Source organism: Microbacterium sp. I2, from assembly GCF_051364985.1.
Classification (GTDB): Bacteria; Actinomycetota; Actinomycetes; order Actinomycetales; family Microbacteriaceae; genus Microbacterium.
Genome location: NZ_JBLWIH010000009.1, coordinates 140023 through 157186, shown reverse-complemented (window position 1 = coordinate 157186; position 17164 = coordinate 140023). Strand labels below are relative to the sequence as shown.

The 17164-nt window shown below is 69.3% G+C and carries 11 protein-coding genes; 6 read left to right on the top strand and 5 right to left on the bottom strand.

Features of this window, described 5'->3' with window-relative positions; genetic code table 11:
• The first annotated feature begins 21 nt into the window (after nt 1-21).
• Nucleotides 22-573, top strand: coding sequence for a TetR/AcrR family transcriptional regulator (locus tag ACLKM7_RS07790; RefSeq protein WP_436446586.1), 552 nt, complete (start codon nt 22-24; stop codon nt 571-573).
• A 99-nt stretch (nt 574-672) separates the two neighbouring features.
• Nucleotides 673-1392 carry an SDR family oxidoreductase gene (locus ACLKM7_RS07785; protein WP_436446585.1) on the top strand — a complete coding sequence of 240 codons (720 nt, stop codon included), beginning with the start codon at nt 673-675 and terminating at the stop codon, nt 1390-1392.
• A 71-nt stretch (nt 1393-1463) separates the two neighbouring features.
• On the opposite strand, the gene ACLKM7_RS07780 is transcribed toward ACLKM7_RS07785, so the two are convergent.
• Nucleotides 1464-2360 carry an alpha/beta fold hydrolase gene (locus tag ACLKM7_RS07780; protein ID WP_436446584.1) on the bottom strand — a complete coding sequence of 299 codons (897 nt, stop codon included), beginning with the start codon at nt 2358-2360 and terminating at the stop codon, nt 1464-1466.
• Between the two features lie 64 nt (nt 2361-2424).
• On the opposite strand from ACLKM7_RS07780, the gene ACLKM7_RS07775 reads away from it, so the two are divergent.
• The gene (locus ACLKM7_RS07775; RefSeq protein ID WP_436446583.1) at nt 2425-3042 is read left to right on the top strand and encodes a TetR/AcrR family transcriptional regulator; all 618 of its coding nucleotides are present in this window, start codon (nt 2425-2427) and stop codon (nt 3040-3042) included.
• A gap of 41 nt (nt 3043-3083) precedes the next feature.
• Here ACLKM7_RS07775 and ACLKM7_RS07770 read toward each other — a convergent pair whose 3' ends face one another.
• Together ACLKM7_RS07770 and ACLKM7_RS07765 are read right to left on the bottom strand one after the other, a co-directional pair.
• A complete protein-coding gene (locus ACLKM7_RS07770; RefSeq protein ID WP_436446582.1) occupies nt 3084-3404 on the bottom strand; it encodes an ArsR/SmtB family transcription factor in 321 nt (106 codons plus the stop codon).
• A complete protein-coding gene (locus ACLKM7_RS07765; RefSeq protein ID WP_436446581.1) occupies nt 3401-3883 on the bottom strand; it encodes an SRPBCC domain-containing protein in 483 nt (160 codons plus the stop codon). Before ACLKM7_RS07765 ends, ACLKM7_RS07770 begins: the two co-directional genes overlap by 4 nt.
• Before the next feature lie 159 nt (nt 3884-4042).
• Here ACLKM7_RS07765 and ACLKM7_RS07760 point away from each other — a divergent pair, with 159 nt between their 5' ends.
• Genes ACLKM7_RS07760 through ACLKM7_RS07750 form a run of 3 tightly spaced genes read left to right on the top strand, consistent with a single transcriptional unit; the run spans nt 4043 to nt 8636 of the window.
• Nucleotides 4043-4519 carry a DUF2975 domain-containing protein gene (locus tag ACLKM7_RS07760; RefSeq protein ID WP_436446580.1) on the top strand — a complete coding sequence of 159 codons (477 nt, stop codon included), beginning with the start codon at nt 4043-4045 and terminating at the stop codon, nt 4517-4519.
• On the top strand, nt 4519-4764 hold the full coding sequence (locus ACLKM7_RS07755; protein WP_436446579.1) for a helix-turn-helix domain-containing protein: 246 nt from the start codon (nt 4519-4521) through the stop codon (nt 4762-4764). Before ACLKM7_RS07760 ends, ACLKM7_RS07755 begins: the two co-directional genes overlap by 1 nt.
• Nucleotides 4761-8636 carry an SCO7613 C-terminal domain-containing membrane protein gene (locus ACLKM7_RS07750; RefSeq protein ID WP_436446578.1) on the top strand — a complete coding sequence of 1292 codons (3876 nt, stop codon included), beginning with the start codon at nt 4761-4763 and terminating at the stop codon, nt 8634-8636. Before ACLKM7_RS07755 ends, ACLKM7_RS07750 begins: the two co-directional genes overlap by 4 nt.
• Before the next feature lie 15 nt (nt 8637-8651).
• Here ACLKM7_RS07750 and ACLKM7_RS07745 read toward each other — a convergent pair whose 3' ends face one another.
• Nucleotides 8652-9188 (bottom strand): glycine cleavage system protein R, encoded by a 537-nt coding sequence (locus ACLKM7_RS07745; RefSeq protein WP_436446577.1) that lies wholly within the window; start codon nt 9186-9188, stop codon nt 8652-8654.
• 104 nt (nt 9189-9292) lie between these two features.
• Nucleotides 9293-17158, bottom strand: coding sequence for a DUF6923 family protein (locus tag ACLKM7_RS07740; RefSeq protein WP_436446576.1), 7866 nt, complete (start codon nt 17156-17158; stop codon nt 9293-9295).
• Between the last annotated feature and the right edge of the window lie 6 nt (nt 17159-17164).

Here is a 17164-nt window from a genome sequence, read left to right as displayed (position 1 = left end):
TCGGTGCGTATAATCGATCCGATGGCCAGGCACAAGGAGTTCAGTGAGGCCGCCGCCTTGGATGCCGCGATGCGGTGCTTCTGGGCGGGCGGCTACGACGGCACATCGACGGCGGCGCTCATGTCGGCGATGAAGATCGGCAAGCGCAGCATGTACGACACCTACGGCGACAAGCGGTCGCTGTACCTTCAGTCCCTTCAGCTCTACATCGAACTCGCAGAAGAGCGCACCAGGGCCGAGATCGACGACGAGACACCCCCTGCTGAGGCGATCCGCGCGATCATGATCGCGACTCCCGCCGACGCGGTGGTCCCGAAGGGCTGCTTCGCAACGCTCGCCGCAACCGAGTCGCTCGACGACACCGAGGTATCCCGCCTCTTCGATGGCTTCATGCAGCGCACCCGCGCTCGACTGGAGGTTCAACTCCTGCGCGCAGGAGTCACGCCGTTGCGAGTCCCCACGTTGTCCCGACTCTTAGAAGACGCCGCACTCGGCGTGCGAGTCCGCGCGCGAGCAGGCCTCGTACAGCAGGACGAGATCGACGAGATCATCTCGTTCGCTTGCGGCCTCTGAACCCCCGATCGGTGCATTCGCGCGTTCTTATTCCGCACCTATCGGTCTCAATTCCACGCGGACCTACCACTGGAATTCCCACAAGAAAGAGAACAGACAATGGAAATCACTGGAGCAGTAGTGCTCGTCACGGGCGCCAACCGGGGGCTTGGACGAGCACTGTCCGACCAGCTCCTGGCGGCGGGTGCGGCCAAGGTATACGCCGGGGCACGCGACGTATCCACCGTCGCGCCGCGAGAAGGACTCGTGCCGGTACGAGTCGACGTCACCGACGTTGAGTCCCTTCGCACGGCAGCGGCACGGCTCACCGATGTCACCATCGTCGTGAACAACGCAGGTACCGCGTCGCTCGGGGCCACGCCGCTGACCGCTGAATCCGAGGCGCTCAGGACTGACTTCGAAGTCAACACATTCGGCCTGCTCGAGGTGACCCGCGCATTCGCACCGGTCATCGAGGCGAACGGCGGCGGCAGCATCGTCAACGTGCTCTCGGCTCTCAGCTGGTTCACCCTGCCCGAGATGGCCCTGTATGCCGCATCCAAGGCAGCATCCTGGTCACTCACGAACGCGCTCCGCGCGGAGCTGGCGCCTCGCGGGGTGCACGTTGCGGGATTGCATGTGGGATGGATGGACACGGACATGGCCGCTCACATCGATTCGCCGAAGACCTCGCCGGAGGTCGTCGCGAATGAGATCGTCAGCGCGATCCGCACCGACGAGTGGGAAGTCATCGTCGACGACTTCTCACGGATGGTGAAAGACGGCCTCTCCAGCCACCCGTCTACTGTCTACCGGGACGTGGTGCTGGCACGACGGTGAGCCTTCGGGGCTGGGATGGCGCGCCCTCCCAGCCCCCTCTGTTCTAGACGTGGAGCGAGGCGGGCGGTCCTTCAATTCGCCGCCCGACTGCGATCATGGCGAGCCAGAAACTCGAGAATCCGCGGGCGGACGACCGCCGGCAGTTGCGGATGAACACCGTGCCCGCCGCCCGGGACGATCACCGTCTCGACATCCGGGAGATGCTCCTTCAGTCGACGCGCCGCCTCCACTGGCCGGCTCAGAACCGATTCGCCCCCGAAGACGGCGAGCGTCGGCGGAACCATCCGCTCCAACTCGGCGTCTGAGAGCAGCCGTGGCCAGCCGACCCCGGGACGGAACGGCATCGCCGCCTTCGCGCAGGCCAGCTCCTCGGTCGTCAGAGTGACGCCGGGAGTCAGCCACTCACTCATCCTCCGCCAGCCGGCGTCCGTGGGTCTCGCCGACAGGCGTGCGAACTTCAGCAGGGCTCCCGTCGACGGGCGCACCACGAATCCGTTCGGCTCGATCAGGGTCAGCGTCCGCAGTCGTGGACTCGCGTGCAGGGCGATGCGCGCGGCGTGCCAGGCGCCGTTCGACTCTCCAAGGAGGTGTACCTGGTCCAGGCCCAGCCCGGAGAGCACCCCGTCGAACCACGCGCCGAAGTCCGCGTCGGTCCGGAACGGCTTCGTCTGGATGCTGCGCCCGGCCGTTCCCATGACATCCACCGCGATCACCTCGCGGACGCGAGCGAGGTCTTCGATCGCGAAGTGCCATGACGAGCTCGTGCCGTTCATTCCGTGAAGCAGGACCAGCGGCATCCCGTCGCCCGATCCGGACCGCCGCACACGAGTGGATCCGAACGTGGTGGGGACATCGGCGCGCTCGACCGGGATCGGCCACAGGTGTTCCATCGCGTCGTACGCCCGCAGGTAGTCCTCGCGGGCACGATCGTCCGCGAATCGACCGACCGTCGCATTCATCCGGACCATCGCCGCCGCCTCTCGTTGATGGTATGAGCGTACCATTGACGTGATACGTGCGTATCATCTAGATGTGCCCCGTCTCGCCGATCACCAGCAACGCCGCCGCCAGATCACGGACGCGGCCCGCACGCTCGTCGCCCGCCGGGGCCTCCGCGCCGCGACCTTCCAGGCCGTCGCGGCAGAGGCCGGAGTGTCGGTCCGGCTGGTGCAGTACTACTTCGGCTCGAAAGAGGACGTGCTGCGCGCCACGCGCGAGGCGGTCGCCGCAGACGCCGGCCGACGATTCGCCGAGCGCCTCGCCGCACTCGGCGAAGACGCGGCCACGCGCGACGTCATCCGCGCGATCGTCACAGAGGTGCTTCCGATCGACGCGCGCCGGCGAGAGGATGCCATCGTCCTGGACACCTTCTTCCTCGAGGCGCTCACCAGCGAGCGCTCCCCCGATGTTCCGACGGACGATTCCGACGGCGCATCGCAATACCTCGTCGACTTCATGCGCCAGACCATCGCCCGATCACGCGCCGGCTCGCCCGAGCAGGAACACGCGGACGTCGATGCCCGCCTGATCGTCGCCGCCGCCGCGGGGCTCGCGCAGACGATGCTGGTCGACGCCGCCATCGCCCGGCGGGCCGAGGAGCACATCGACCGCTTGCTCGACCGCATGCTGCCCCAACCGGCGAAGGACTGAAATCGGGCGCTCCCCCGCTGGGCCCGGCGTATCCGTTCCGGTCAGAGGGACTCGGCGATGTCCTTGATGGCGGCCAGGCGGCGGTCCCATTCGGCGCCGACGGCTTCGAGCCGTCGGGCGATGGACGACAGCTGCGCGCCGACCACGCGGTAGCGCACCTCGCGACCGACGCGCACCGGTTCGACGAGGCCGACCTCCTGCAGCACCGTGAGATGCTTGGCGATCGCCTGGCGTGACACGGGCAAACGCCCGGCGAGGGCGGATGCCGAGGCATCCGTCTCGCCGAGCGCCTGGAGAATGCTCCACCGCGTGTCGTCGCCGAGCGCGGCGAACACGGGAACCAGGGTCCCAGTCACGGTCACCCCGCTTCGTTCTCGAACAGCGCCGCGAGCTTGTCGAGCTCGCCGTTCCAGCCCCTGCCGTGCTCGGCGAGGTTGAACGCGGGGTCGGAGGTGCGCTCGAACCCGGTCTCGACGACCGTGAGCTCCGTGCCTTCGTCCGTGGCGACGAGAGTGAACGTGAACACCGTCGAAGTGGCGTCGTCGAGCTTTGCCGACACAGCGCCGCTCGCGTCGTCGTTACCCCACCGGTACGAGATCGAACGCGGCTCGTCGATCGTCTCGATACGGATCGGGATGCGCGGACCGTCGGTCCACGACAGCGTCCCGGCGGCGCCTGCGCCGGCGCCGTCGAGTTCGAGGCGGCCGAACCAGCGCGAGACATGCTCGGGCTCGGCGACCGCGGACCACACCTTGTCGATCGGCGCGGCGATCATGATCGTCCGCGTCACCGTGAAGGCGCTGTCGTCGACGACCGAGGGGGAGTTGATGGTCATGCTCATGATGGTGCTCCTTTCGAGGAAACAATGCAACTTCAGCGTTGCATGTTCTCCGTTGAAGTGCAACTCATGAATTGCACGTTCCCGCCCTCCTTGCGCGGACAGCCCCGAATGTGGCTATTGTTTCTCGATAACTACTTACCGTTTATCGATAGGCGAAGCATGCAGCGCACCACGATCATCGTTCTGAAGGTCCTCATCGCCGCTCTGCTGGCACTGCTGCTCGCGTGCCAGATCTTCGTGGTCCCTGCCGTGGCGGCCCAATCCGCCGTCAGGTACTCCGAGATCGCGTACTTCGAGATTCCCGGCACGGTGGTCGGCATCCTGTTCCTGCTGTGCGTGCAGGTCGTGCTGGTGTGCGTGTGGCGACTGCTCTCCCTCGTGCGCGAAGACAGCATCTTCAGCGAGAGCGCATTCCCCGACGTCGACGTGAGTCTCGGCGCGGTCGCCTTCGCCACCGTCCTGGTGCTCATCGCTCTCGTCGCTCTGAGCCTCACCGGGTTCATGACGCCGTCGATCACGCTGCTGCTCCTGCTCGGAGTGGTGGTCGGCGCCGGCCTGTCGCTGCTGATCGTCGTGCTGCGCGGGCTGCTGCGAAAGGCGTCGCAGCTCGAGCACGACCTCTCAGAGGTGGTGTGATGCCGATCATCATCAACCTCGACGTCGAACTGGCGAAGAAGAAGATGTCGGTCTCGGAGTTCGCCGCAGCCATCGACATCACCCCCGCCAACGTCTCGGTGCTCAAGAACGGGCGCGCGAAGGCGGTCCGCTTCACGACCCTCGACGCGATCTGCCGCGTGCTGGAATGCCAGCCCGGCGACATCCTGCAGTGGGTGCCCGACGACCACCCGGCAGCGCTCGCAGCGAAGGGCGAAGAGGAGTGAGCACCGAGGCGCCGTCGCGCCGGTTCCCCGACTGGAGTGCGAACGCGATCGCGAAGCTCGCCGACACCGTCGGCTGCCCGGTATGCGAGCGCGGCGTCGTCGACGGACAGCGCTGCAGCCGGTGCAGCGCCGACTTCCGTGAGATCGGCGCCGAGCTCTGGCAGGCGTCTCGGATTGCGGCCGAGGCGTTGTACGCCCGCCAGGCGGTGCTCGACCGGGTGCCCGTGGGCCGGGTGGCCACGCCGCACGACCCCGTCACCACCGCCGCAGGAGCGACAGCCGCGGCATCCGGCGTGCGTCCTGCCCCCGTCGCGAGCGCGCCGGCCGCGTCAGCCACCGTCCAGTCCGTGCTCGCCGTCGCCGGCGCAGGTCTGGTCGCGATCGCCGCCGTCGTCTTCACGTTCTTCAACCCAGATCTCACCGAGGCGCTCGCGCGGGCGCTCATCGTCGGCGGGATCGCGACGATGTTCGCCGTGGGCGCCGTGCTGCTCGCCCGCCGCGGGCTGCGGTTCTCTGCCGAGTCGGTCGGCGGGCTGGGCGTCGTCTTCGCCGCCCTCACGGTGACATCGGCCGTCCCGCTGCTACCGGCGGGATGGAACGGCTGGGTGCTCTCGGCGCTGTCGACTCTCGTCGCCGGCAGCGTCCTTGCCACCGTGGGCCTGCGCGTCGGGATCCGCGTGTGGGTGTGGTGCGGAACGATCGCCCTGTCGTTCGCCCCGGTGATGCTCGCGCTCGGGGCGGGTGACACGCCTGCGACGATCGCGGGATGCCTCGTGTCGGCCGCCGCGGCCAGCGCGCTGGTCGCGGCGACAGGGCGCGCGCGGGCCGGCGACGGCGGCCGCCTCACAGTCGAGCGCGCCTCGCTCACCGTGGTGCAGTTCCTCTTCGTCGGCGCCGCCCTCGCGAACGCCGCGGCGCTCGCGAGCACCGGCGACGGAGCCGGTGGGTGGACGGGTACGACCGTGGATCCGGCCTATGTCGTGGTCGCGACACTTCTGGCGACCGCCGTCCTCGCGGCGTTCTCGGCCGGTCATCCCGCCGGTGGCCTGTGGTCCTTCGTGGCGGGCGGGGCGGCGGTGCTCGCCGCGACGGCCGTGCCGTGGACGGCGACCGCGACACTGGCCTTCGAGAGCTGGTTCGCGGTCTTCCCCACGGCGGCCGGCATCGGACTGATCGCGGTCGGCGCCCTGCGGCCTGTGCATCGCCTGGCGCGACCGGGGCCGCTCTTCGGCGGCGCGGTGACCGTGGTGGGCGCGGTCGCGGCGATCCCGACTGCGACGGCTCTGCTCTCGCTGGCCGCGCTCGCGATGGGGCGGACCGGTGGCAGTGCCATCCTGCTCGACGACACGGCGGTGGCCCTCACGATGGGCCTGGCCGTGCTGGCGCTGTCGCTCGGCGGATTCGCCGCCCTCACGGCGGCACCGCGTGAGGGCCGACGGTCGCATGAACCGATGGCCTCCGCGGCGGCAGGGGTGACGGCATCCGTCCCCGCTCTTGCCACGACCGACGCCAGCGCGGCGTCCGGAACCGTCCCCGCCCAGCCCCTGGGCACACGATGGCTCGGCTACCTCGGTGCGTGGTACGGCGTTCTGGCGTTCCTCACCGTGCTGTGCATGCCGAGCATCGAGCTCTGGGCGCGCATCGCCATTGCGCTGACCACCGCGATCCTCTCCAGCGCGATCGTCGCCACACGGCTGCAGACGGCGTCGGCGGCCATCCGCATGCCGCTCGTGGCCGGCGCGCACGTCGCGGTCGCGCTCGCCGCTGTGCTGTCGTGGGCGGATGCCGAGCTCACGGTCCCGGCGGGGGTGGCGGTGGTCGCGAGCATCGGAGTGCTCGCGGTGACGGTGCCGCGCGGCGGCCGGTTCGTCCATGTCGGGGTCGCGTTCGCGTACGGGCTCGTCGTCTTCGCGACCGCGCTCGCGCGCACCGCGCTCGACCCGATCGCGGTGCTGTGCCTCACGACGTGCGCGGCGGGGCTCGTCGCGATCGCGGCGACCTTCGCGCGGCGCGTGCCACCTCGCGAGTGGCACGCGGTGCTCGTGGTGACCGCGGTGCCGTTCGTGATCGGCGTGGTGCAGGTGGTCTTCGAGCGCAGCGGCTGGACCGCGCTGTCGACGGCGGTGATCTTCCTCCTGGCTCTCACCCTCGCCACGACGCGACGGGCGGGGCTCGGCCTCGTCGTGCGCACCGTCGCCGCCGGCATCCTGGTACCGGCACTGTCGGTCGTGGTGGTGTGCCTCGGCGCCCAGCTGCTGGCGACGAGCGGATCGCCGGTGGCGCTCCCGGTGATCGCGCTGATCGTGGCAGCCGTGCTGGGCGCCGGCGCCCTTGTGCGCTCGGAGCTGGAGCGGCGGGTCGCACGACGGCAGGCCCGCGCGGCTGCGCTCGCGATCGAGGCATCCGCGCTGCTGACGGCGGCCATCGCCGTCGCGCTGTCCCTCACGCGCGAGGCCGCCGGGCTGTCGACCACCGTCGTCGTACTCGTGGTGCTCGCGATCGGCTTCGGCGCGAGCGCGCTCTTCGCCGGGCGTCGCTACGGCTGGTGGCTCGCCGGCGCCGCGGCGACCGGTGCACTGTGGTGCGTGTGGGGTCTCACCGCGGTGTCGGGCCTCGAACCGTACCTGTTGCCTCCTGCCCTCGGTGCAGCGCTCGTCGGCGCGGTGCTGACGGCTCGCGGTCGTGCGGCGAGGGGCCTCTATGCCGCGGGCCTGGCGCTGGCGGTCGTGCCGACGCTGGTGCTGCTCGCGATCGCCGGCAGCGGTCAGCTGGGAATGAGTACGCCTGATGCTCCGGATGCCGCGGCCCGCGCCTACGTGCTGGTCGCCGTCGCGTGGGTCCTGGTCGGCGCCGCCGGCTGGATCGGCCGGGGCTCGTCGACGACGATGCGGCGGCTGCGCGGGCTGCGGGTTCCCACGCTCGCGGTCGCGATCGTGGCGGCTGCGGCCAGCGCGGTGCAGGGCGTCCGCTGGGGAATCGGCGCCGACCCGGCACCCGCCGTGACGGTGCCCGCCATGACAGCGCCCGCCATGACGGTTCCGCTCATCGTGACGAGCCTGGCGTTCGGGCTGGTCGGCGCGGGCGCCGCGGCTGCGGCCGCCCGAGGCCTGCACGTCGGGGCGCCGGAGGCATCGGTGCTCGCTCGCACCCGCTGGCTCGGGGCGCCGGCGGTCCTGATCGTCGGCGTCGCGGCCTGGCCCGCGATCACGCGGGACTGGTTCACGATCTGGACCATGTGGGGGTTCCTGCTGGCCGTGCTGAGCGTCATGGTCTTCGTCGCCGTGAGGGGGCTGCGGCATCCCACCGCCCTCCCGCCGGTGTGGTTCCTGTTCGCGGTCTCGTTCGTCACGGCGGTCGTGGCGTGGAGTCCTCGCGACCTCCGCGTGGAATGGTTCTCGCTGCCGCTCGGGTTCTTCCTGCTCGTCGCCGGCGCGGTCGCGATGCGCGTTTCGTCGCAGACCGACGCGGTCCCGGCACCGGCACCGCTCCGGCTGACCGACTGGCCCGCCGGCTGGCGCGGGTCGTGGGCCCTCCTCGCGCCGGGGCTGCTCGTCATGCTCAGCGCCTCGGTCGCAGCCACGTACACCGACCCGCGAACATGGCGCGCGATCCTGGTGATGGCGATCGCGCTGGTGTCGATCCTGGTGGGTGCGAACCGCCGGCTCGCGGCGCCGTTCGTGCTGGGCATCGTGGTGCTGCCTGTCGAGAACGTGCTGGCGTTCGCAGTGCAGATCGGGCGCGGCATCGAGGCCATGCCGTGGTGGATCACGCTGTCGGTCGTCGGTGCGGTGCTGCTCATCATCGCCGTCGGCTACGAGCGTCGCACCGGCGCCGACGCAGGCCTGGCCGCGCGTCTGCGCGACCTGGCATAGTCGCCGGGCGGGACGTCAGGCCTCGAGCGTGACGTCGACGTGGATCTCGGTCGCGAGGCGCTCGAGCTCGCCGGTGAGTTCGGCGAGGTCGACGGATGCCGGGACCCGGGCGTGCACCGTCGCCTCGAACAGGCGCCCGCCGTACATGGCGGCATCTCGTGTCTGTGTGCTCATGCGGTCGATGCTGACGCCGTGGGTGCCGAGCACGGCCGAGATCTCGCGAACGATGCCCGGGTGGTCGTTGCCGAGCACCTGCAGCGTGAGGGGACGGGGGCGGGACGCGGCGGGGTCACCGGCGGGCTCATCGCCCGGCGCCGCCGCACCGGGGTGGACGGTCACCTCGAGCAGGCCGTCCAGCACCGACAGCGCGGCCCGCAGCTCGTCGGCGCGCTCGGGGGAGACCGAGACCTCGACGATGCCGGCGAATGCACCGGCGAGCTCGGCGAGCTGGCTGTTCTCCCAGTTGCCGCCGTGGTTGCCGACGATGTCGGCCACGGCCGCGACCAGCCCGGCTCGGTCGTCGCCGACGAGGGTGAGCACGAGGGTCGTCATGCGAGCCAGCGTACTCAGCCGGGCGGGTTGCGGACGCCTTTCACGCGCGGACTCCCCCAGCCGAGGTGTCGGCTGGGGGAGTCCGCGTGTGTGGAACGGATGCCTCAGGACGTGGTGGATCCACCCGTCGAGGCGTCGGCACGGCGACGTCGCGCGATGAGGAACGCTCCGGCGCCGAGGATCAGCAGGCCGATCCCGGTGTAGGCCGCCGTCCAGGCGATGTCACCACCGGTCACCGCGAGCGGCGGCGGCGGGGTGAGCTCGTGCCGGGTGCACAGCGGGCTGCCCGCGGCACAAACCGGGTCTTCACCCGTGATCGCGATGACGTTGCCCAGCGCGTGGTTGCCCTGCTGGTTGTACGCCTTCACGATCACCGTGTAGGTGACGATCGTCGTCGCACCCGGGGCGACCTGCCCGATGACCCGGATGGTGTTCCCCGCGAGCGTCGCGGTGACGTCCGCATCCGACGAGACGGGGCCGTTCGTCAGCGTGGCGTCATCGAGCACATCGACCAGGTAGTCGGTGTAGTCGATCGCGGCGGCCGCGGCATCCGGGTTCGTCGACACGTTCTCGAACGTGAGCGTGTAGGTCACGGCCTCGCCCTGCGCCAGCTTGGTGCCCGACGCCGGGTCGGAGGACTTCGAGGCCACGACGTTCGACACGTGGTTGATCGTGCAGTCCGCACGCTCCGCGTCGGCCGGTTCACAGGTGGCCGGCGGCTCCTCTCCGGCATCCACCAGGAAGTTGCCGAGGCGGTCATCGCCACGCTGCCCGTCCGGGTTCACCGTCACGGTGTACGACACCGTCACGACCTGATCGGGCTCGAGAGCACCGGCCACCGAGAAGCGCCCATCCACGACATCCGACACCGTCAGCGCCGCATCGCTGGCAACCGGGGCGGCCGTGATGGTGGCGTCGTCGAGCACCTGGGTGAGGACGTCGTCACGGCTCACCGGAACCGCCGCCTCACCGGTGTTCTGGAAGTGCAGCGTGTACGTCACCTGCTGCCCCGCCTGCACCGTTGCGCCCGAGGCCGGGTCGACCGTCTTCCAGTCGTCCAGCTCACCGATCGGGTGCTCCGTGGTCGGCGGAACGAACGGCGGGACGCAGTCGGTCTCGCAGTCCGGGTCCGGCTGGTACGGCGGCACATCCGGCGTCAGCACGTTGCCGGCGATGTTGTCGCCACGCTCACCATCCGGAAGCACGGTCACCTGGTAGGTCACGGTCGCCGTCGCACCGGGAACGAGGTCACCGGTCACCCGGATCTCCTGCGCGTCCGGGTCGAGCACAGCGGTGACGCCATCGCCCTCGACCACCGGGTCGGAGGTCACCTCGGCGTCATCCAGCACGTCCGAGAGATCATCCGTCGAATCCACCGGACCCGCCGCCTGACCCTCGTTCGTGAACGTCAGCGTGTACGTGATGACGTCACCGGCGTTCACTCCCGCGCCCGACTCGGGGTCGGACGACTTCGCCGGCACGATGGAGGGCAGCAGCACCTCGACCGGCGGCGTGGGCGGGTCGCAGATCACGCCGTCGGCGCAGACCGGCGACGCGACGTTCACGAGGTCGTGGTCGCCGAGGTTCGTCACCGTCACGCTGTACGTGATCGTGGCGGTCTCGCCCGTGGCCAGTGCACCCGACCACGTCAGCGTTGGAGCGCTGAAGGTCGGCGGAGTCACAGCGACCCCATCCACGGCAGCTACGGCGTCGTCGTTGTACGACGCGTCATCGAGCACATCGGTCATGTCATCCGTGATGGATGCCGGGATGTCCGCGGTGTAGTCCGCTTCGCCGTCGTTCGTCACGGTGACCGTGTAGGTCACGACGTCGCCGGTGTTGACCGCATCGCCCGGGTCGGCCGACTTGTCCACCGAGAAGTGACGGATCGGGTTCTCCGTCGACGGGCACTCATCAGCCGGGCAGGTGCCGTCCGCATTGCTGAGGACGTTGCCGAGCACGTGGTCGCCCTGGTCGGCGTACGCGTTCACCGTGACGGTGTACGTCACCCTCACCACCGCGTCCACCGCCAGCTCACCCGTCACCGACAGGTCGTCCCCGGCCAGGGTCGCCGTCAGCGGCGCACCCGCTGTCGGATCTGCCGTGAGGCTGGCGTCATCCAGCACGTCGGACAGGTCGTCGAGCGCGTCCACGGTCACCGGCGCCTCGCCGGTGTTCGAAAACGTGAGGGTGTAGACGACCTGCTGTCCGGCATCCACGGCCGTGCCCGACGCCGGGGCGACGGACTTGTCCATCACCAGCTCGCCGATCGGGTGCTCCGTCGTCGGCGGAACGAACGGCGGGCAGTCCACCGGGTCGCAGCCCGCCGGCGGCACGAACGGCGGGACCTCGGGGGTCGCGACGTTGCGCGCCACGTTGTTGCCGCGCTCTCCGTCCTCCCCGATCGTGACCTCATAGGTCACGGTCGCCGTCTCGCCCGGCGCGAGCGGACCAGCGATCACGATGGTCTGCGCATCGGCGTCGAACACCGCGGTGATCTCGTCGGCGTGGGCGTCATCGACGACCGGGTCCGACGTGATCGTGCCGTCGTCGAGCACGTCCGACAGGTCGTCGGTCGTGTCCACGTCGCCGGTCGCCTGACCCTCGTTCGTGAACGTCAGCGTGTACGTGATGACGTCACCGGCCCCGACACCTTCACCGGATGCCGGGTCGGACGACTTCGACGGCACGATGGAGGGCAGCAGCACCTCGACGTCGGTCGGAGGGTCGCAGATCTCGGGCGTCGCGCAGACAGCGCCGGCGCTGTTGACCAGGTCGTGGTCGCCAAGGTTGGTGACCGTCACCGAGTAGGTGATGGTCACAACACCGTCGACCGGCAGCGCACCCGACCACGTGAGTGTGGGCGTGGCGAAGACCGGCGCAGGAACCAGCGAGCCATCGCCCGTCACTGCCACGGCGTCATTGTTGTACGTCGCGTCGTCGAGCACGTCGGTCATGTCGTCGCTGATGGCCGCCGGCGCATCGACCGTGTAGTCGGCCTCGCCGTCGTTCGTCACGGTGACCGTGTACGTCACGACATCGCCGGACTGCACACCCTCGGCCGGATCAGCCGACTTCTCCACCGAGAGGTGGCGGATCGGGTTCTCCGTCGAGGGGCAGCCGCCGGGCGGGCACGAGCCGTCGGCGTTGCTCAGGACGTTTCCGAGTACGTGGTCGCCCTGCTCCGCGTACGCGTCGACCATGACGGTGTACGTCACCGTCAGCGTTTCGCCGACCGGAACCTCGCCGGTGACGGCGAGCTCGTCATCGGTGAGCGTCGCGGTGAGGCCCGCTTCGGCGGTCGGACCGGCGGTCAGCTCGGCGTCGTCGAGCACGTCGGTCAACGTGTCAACGGCGTCGACCGCGGCCGGAGCCTGACCGACGTTCGCGAACGTGAGCGTGTACGTCACTTCCTGGCCGGCGACCACGGTGGTGCCATCGGCCGGGTCGACCGTCTTGTCCATCTCGAGAGCCGCGGCCGGGATGCGCACGAAGTCACACGCGGCGTCGGGGTCTGCGGCGTCGCCGGCCGGGATGCACGCGCTGTTGAGCAGCACGTTGTCACCGGTCGTCGCGTCGTAGACGACGGTGTAGCTGATGTCGATCGAGTCGCCGGCGGCGAGTGCCCCCGACCATGTGACCTCGTCAGCTGCCTCGTCGAACTCCGCGCCGTCTGCCGGCGTCAGGATCTCGCCGAACTCACCGTCGTCGAGGACGTCGCTGAGGTCGTCGGTCATGGTGGCCGGAGCGTCCACGGTGAAGTCGCCGGGGCCCCCGTTCGTCACGGTGACGGTGTAGGTCACCGTGCCGCCGTCAGCCGGAAGGTCGGTCACGTCGGACGTCTTGGCGATGCTGAGCTTCGGCAGCTCGGCCTCGGCGAATCCACATGCCTCGCCCGTCACGAGGTCGGTGCCGTCGGCGGTCGGCGGGTCACACGTCGGGATGTCCGTCGGCGGCGTTCCCGGTGGCGGCGGAGTCGTCGGCTGCCACGCCACGTTCCGCACCGTGCCATCGCCACCGGCCGCAAGGGTGACCGTGTAGGTGATCGTCACCGTCTCGCCCTCAGCAAGAGGACCCGACCACGACAGGAACGACGGGGCCACGAACGCCGGGTCGGCGATATCCGAACCGTCGGATGCCTCAGCCGTCGCGTCGCCGTTGTAGTCCGCGTCATCCAGCACACCGGCGAGGTCATCGAACACGACCGCGGGGAACTCCTCGGTGTAAGCGTCGGTGCCGGTGTTGGTCGCGGTCACCGTGTAGGTGATGACGTCGCCGACTCGTGAGTCGGGCGTCATGTCCGAGGACTTCTCGACCGACAGCTCGCGTTCGAGGACCGTCACGGCGTGGTCCTCGACCTCGCCCGCCGACGCAGCACCGGTGGGCAGGAAGGCAGTGACGGACCCCGGGAAGAGGCGGAAGCGCGCGAACGTGTCCCCCGTCGCCGTACCCACGGGGAACGTCAGTTCGTAGTCGGCGGTGCCCGAGTTCGCCGGGACGGCGACCGTCACGAGCTCGCTGGCGTCGAACGCGCCGCTGCCGTCGAGGTCGATCCAGCCTGCAAGCGTCGCGGCTTCGGCCGTGCCGTTGGTCGCCGACACCGTCACCGTGGTGGTGGAGCCGAGTGTCGAGACGATCGCGTCGGCGATCGCGTCCTCATCGTCGATTCCGGTCGTGTCGTCGCCCGTGGCGTCTTCGGTCGGCTGGCCGTCGTCTTCGATATCGATCGTGGAGCCGAGCATCAGGGGTGCGATGTTCGCGTCGGCGTCGTACCCGGGAATCGCGTGACGTGCGCCATCGTCAGCGATCTCCGTACCGTAGCTCGCCCTTGCGTCACCGAAATCGATCGGGATCGGAGCGGAAGCACACCGCGCACCATCGTTGCCCGACGACGCCGGGCCCGTCGAGAACTGGACCGACGCGAGGGTCGCAGGGTTCACACGGTAGATGACGCCGGACGCGTTGTTGCTGAAGTACAGGTTGCCGTTCGCATCGGCGTAACCCGCGCCGTACGTCTGGTCGAACTGCGTTCCAGCGACCGGACCCAGGTCGACATACGCGTGTGTCGTCGTATCGAACCGGAGCAGGTGGCTCACGCCGCTGCCGGCATCAGTGTTGGCGAGACCGTACAGGCCGCCATCCACGAACACCCAGTCAGAAGGCAGAGCAGTGATGCCGGCCGGCCGCGCCGTGACGCCTGAATCGACCACCTCGCCGTACGTGGCGGAAGCAGGTGCGAGGTCGATCTGTACCCAGGACCCGTCCTGGTTTCCACCCCACTGCAGGAAGAACTGGCCGTCTTCGCCGAAGTCGCCGACCTGGTACGCGCCCGTCGGGATGACCCCGTCGGGCCGACCCAGATCAACCAGCGAACCGTCGGCGCCGATTCGGGTCAGAGTGCCCAGAGTCGCGTTCCAGCCGTACATGTAGTCGTCGAGCTCGTTGTACCCCACCGCGTTCACATTGCCCGGCGTGGTCCCGTACGGCGTCGACTCACCCGTCACCAGATCTACCTGAATGATCTGATGCACACCGGCCGACGGGGTCTGGAACAGGTAGCCGAACGACGAACACGACCACGGCTGAAGCATCGGCCCGACGGCTGTGTAGTCCTCCACCTCACCGGCGGTGGCAGCACCGATCGGCGAAGGATCGGCGATCTCGCCCGGGAACAGGCGGAAACGAGCGAAAGTCTCGTCGCTGTAAACGGTCGGCGCGGGGAAGATCAGGTCGTACTCGGCGGTGCCGGAGTTCGCCGGGACGGTGACGGTGACCCGCTCGCCCGCGTCGAACGTGCCGTTGACGTCGAGGTCGATCCAGCCCGCGAGCGTCGCCGACTGGTCGGTGCTGTTCGTCGCCGTCACGGTGACCGTCGGCGCCTGACCGACAGTCAGCGCGATCTCGTCCGCGACGCCGTCCTCGTCGGCACCATCGCCGTCAGCGGCCGCGTCGGGCTGACCGTCGGTCTCCCCGTCGATGCTCCCACCGAGCTGGATTCCCGGCACGATGTTGTGTCGGGCGCCATTGGCAGCCAGGTCCGTGCCGTATGTGGCGGGCGCGTCCCCGAGATCCACGTCGAACTGGCACTCGAACAGGTGGAAGTCGTCGAAGTTCATCCACACCTGACCGGCGACCGTCCCGTTGTTGGCAGGATTTGCGTTGCGGACCTCGACACGCAGGTACGGCCACGCCTGACCGGCGTTCAGCGTGAACGGAATCCGCTCCCACTGCGGCGTAACGCCCACCCCGGGGAACTCGACGACGGGGGTGCTGAACAGCAGCTCACTGTTGGCCGCCGTCGGGGCCACCACGTTCGCGGCGGGGATATGTCCGACTTCGGGATCGCTGACCCCGAAGAACTGCATGTATCCGTCGCCCTGTCGCGAGTAGCCGCCCGCAGCCAATGAGAAGTACCCGACGTATGTCGACAGCGGGTCGAGGGGCGCGATCAGGGTGTTGGTCGCCCCCTCACCCACGTCGGGCAGGCTCGAGTGACCACCCATGAATCCGTACCCGTCCGCACCGGCCCGGATCGGCATCGTCGCGGCGCCGGGTCCAGAGTCGAACGTCGGCGAGAAGACGTGGTACTGGCCGCCTGTCGAGTGGCTGTCATGCCATCCGGTGGCGTAGTTGATCGAGTTCGCCGCCGAGTTCTGGAAATCCTGGGTCCGGCTCTCGAAGCTCGGGTTCTGGATGAGGTCGACGGGGACGAGCGTGCCACCGGGTGCGCACTGCACCGGCATCTCCACGGTAAGCGTCGTGTCGGCAGGCGGGTTGAGGCCCGTCTCGGTGACGTTGCCCGGTCCGTTGGTGTAGGTGCCCGCGGCGGCCGCCGTCACGTCGACCGAGATGGTGCACGATGCGACGCCCGCGGCGAAGTTCCCAGCGGCGACCTCGATCGTGTTTCCACCCGCCGTCGCGGTAGTGGTCGCAACACACGAACCCGCCACGTTCGGATCGTCCGCGATGACGAGACCTTCCGGCAACGTGTCGGTGAAGCCCCAGCCTGCTTTGGCGGCCAGTTCGCTGGTGTTCGTTACCGTGAAGGTCAGGGTCGAGATGCCGTCGATGAAGACCGTCGTGGGCGAGAACGCCTTGTCGAGCTGCGGGGTGACATCGAGGATGCGAATGTTGTCGAAGGCGGCGTCATTGCCCACGCCGCTTCCGTTGGCGTTCGCCATGCGGACGCCGAGCGAGGCGCCGTCGAACAGAACCGAGCCGTTCGAGGTGTACGTTCCGACACTGACGTTGGTCGCCGCAACGGCACCGACTGCGGGAGCAGGAACTGTGGCACCGGAGGAACACGCGTTGAGCTGTCCACCCACCGGTGTCGCGGTGCCTACGTCGGACACGAACGAGAATTGGTACAGCGGCGGCGACACCTGGCAGTTCTTCGCAGCGGTGTCGACGCTGAATGTGAGGAAGCGGCCGGATGCTGTCGCGAGCGGGAGCGGGTCCACCGTCTCGAACTCGACCGCGTTCGCGCCGGGATTGTTCTCGGTGTAGGCGGAGACGGCGTCGTTCGCGTTGGCGTCAGCGGCGCCCGCGTGCACGCCGAGTGCGTAGACGAGCTGACGCAGGTTCGCCGAGCTGACAGGCGAGACACAGTTGCCGAGAGTCGTGTAGGGGATGGTGAAGTTGACGATGACACCGTTGCAGTTCGTCAGCCATCCGGGCGCCGCCGTGTAGGTGTGGCCGTCGGTACTGACGTAATCGTCGAGGATGACCGGTGCCGTTCCCGGCACGTTCTCGAAGTCCTCCTCGAAGAGGACCGTCGGGTCGGAGGGCACGCCCGGGTTGCCGGGCGCCATCTTCGGCTGGATGAGGCCCGCGGCCTTCGTGCCGGTCGGCGACGCCGCCGTCCCGGCGGCGCGGGTGGCGGCGGCATCCATGCTCGTGCCGCTCCACGAGAACGCCTCGGCCGCCGAAGCAGGCATGACGGCCGACATCGCTCCGAGGACCACCGACACGACAGC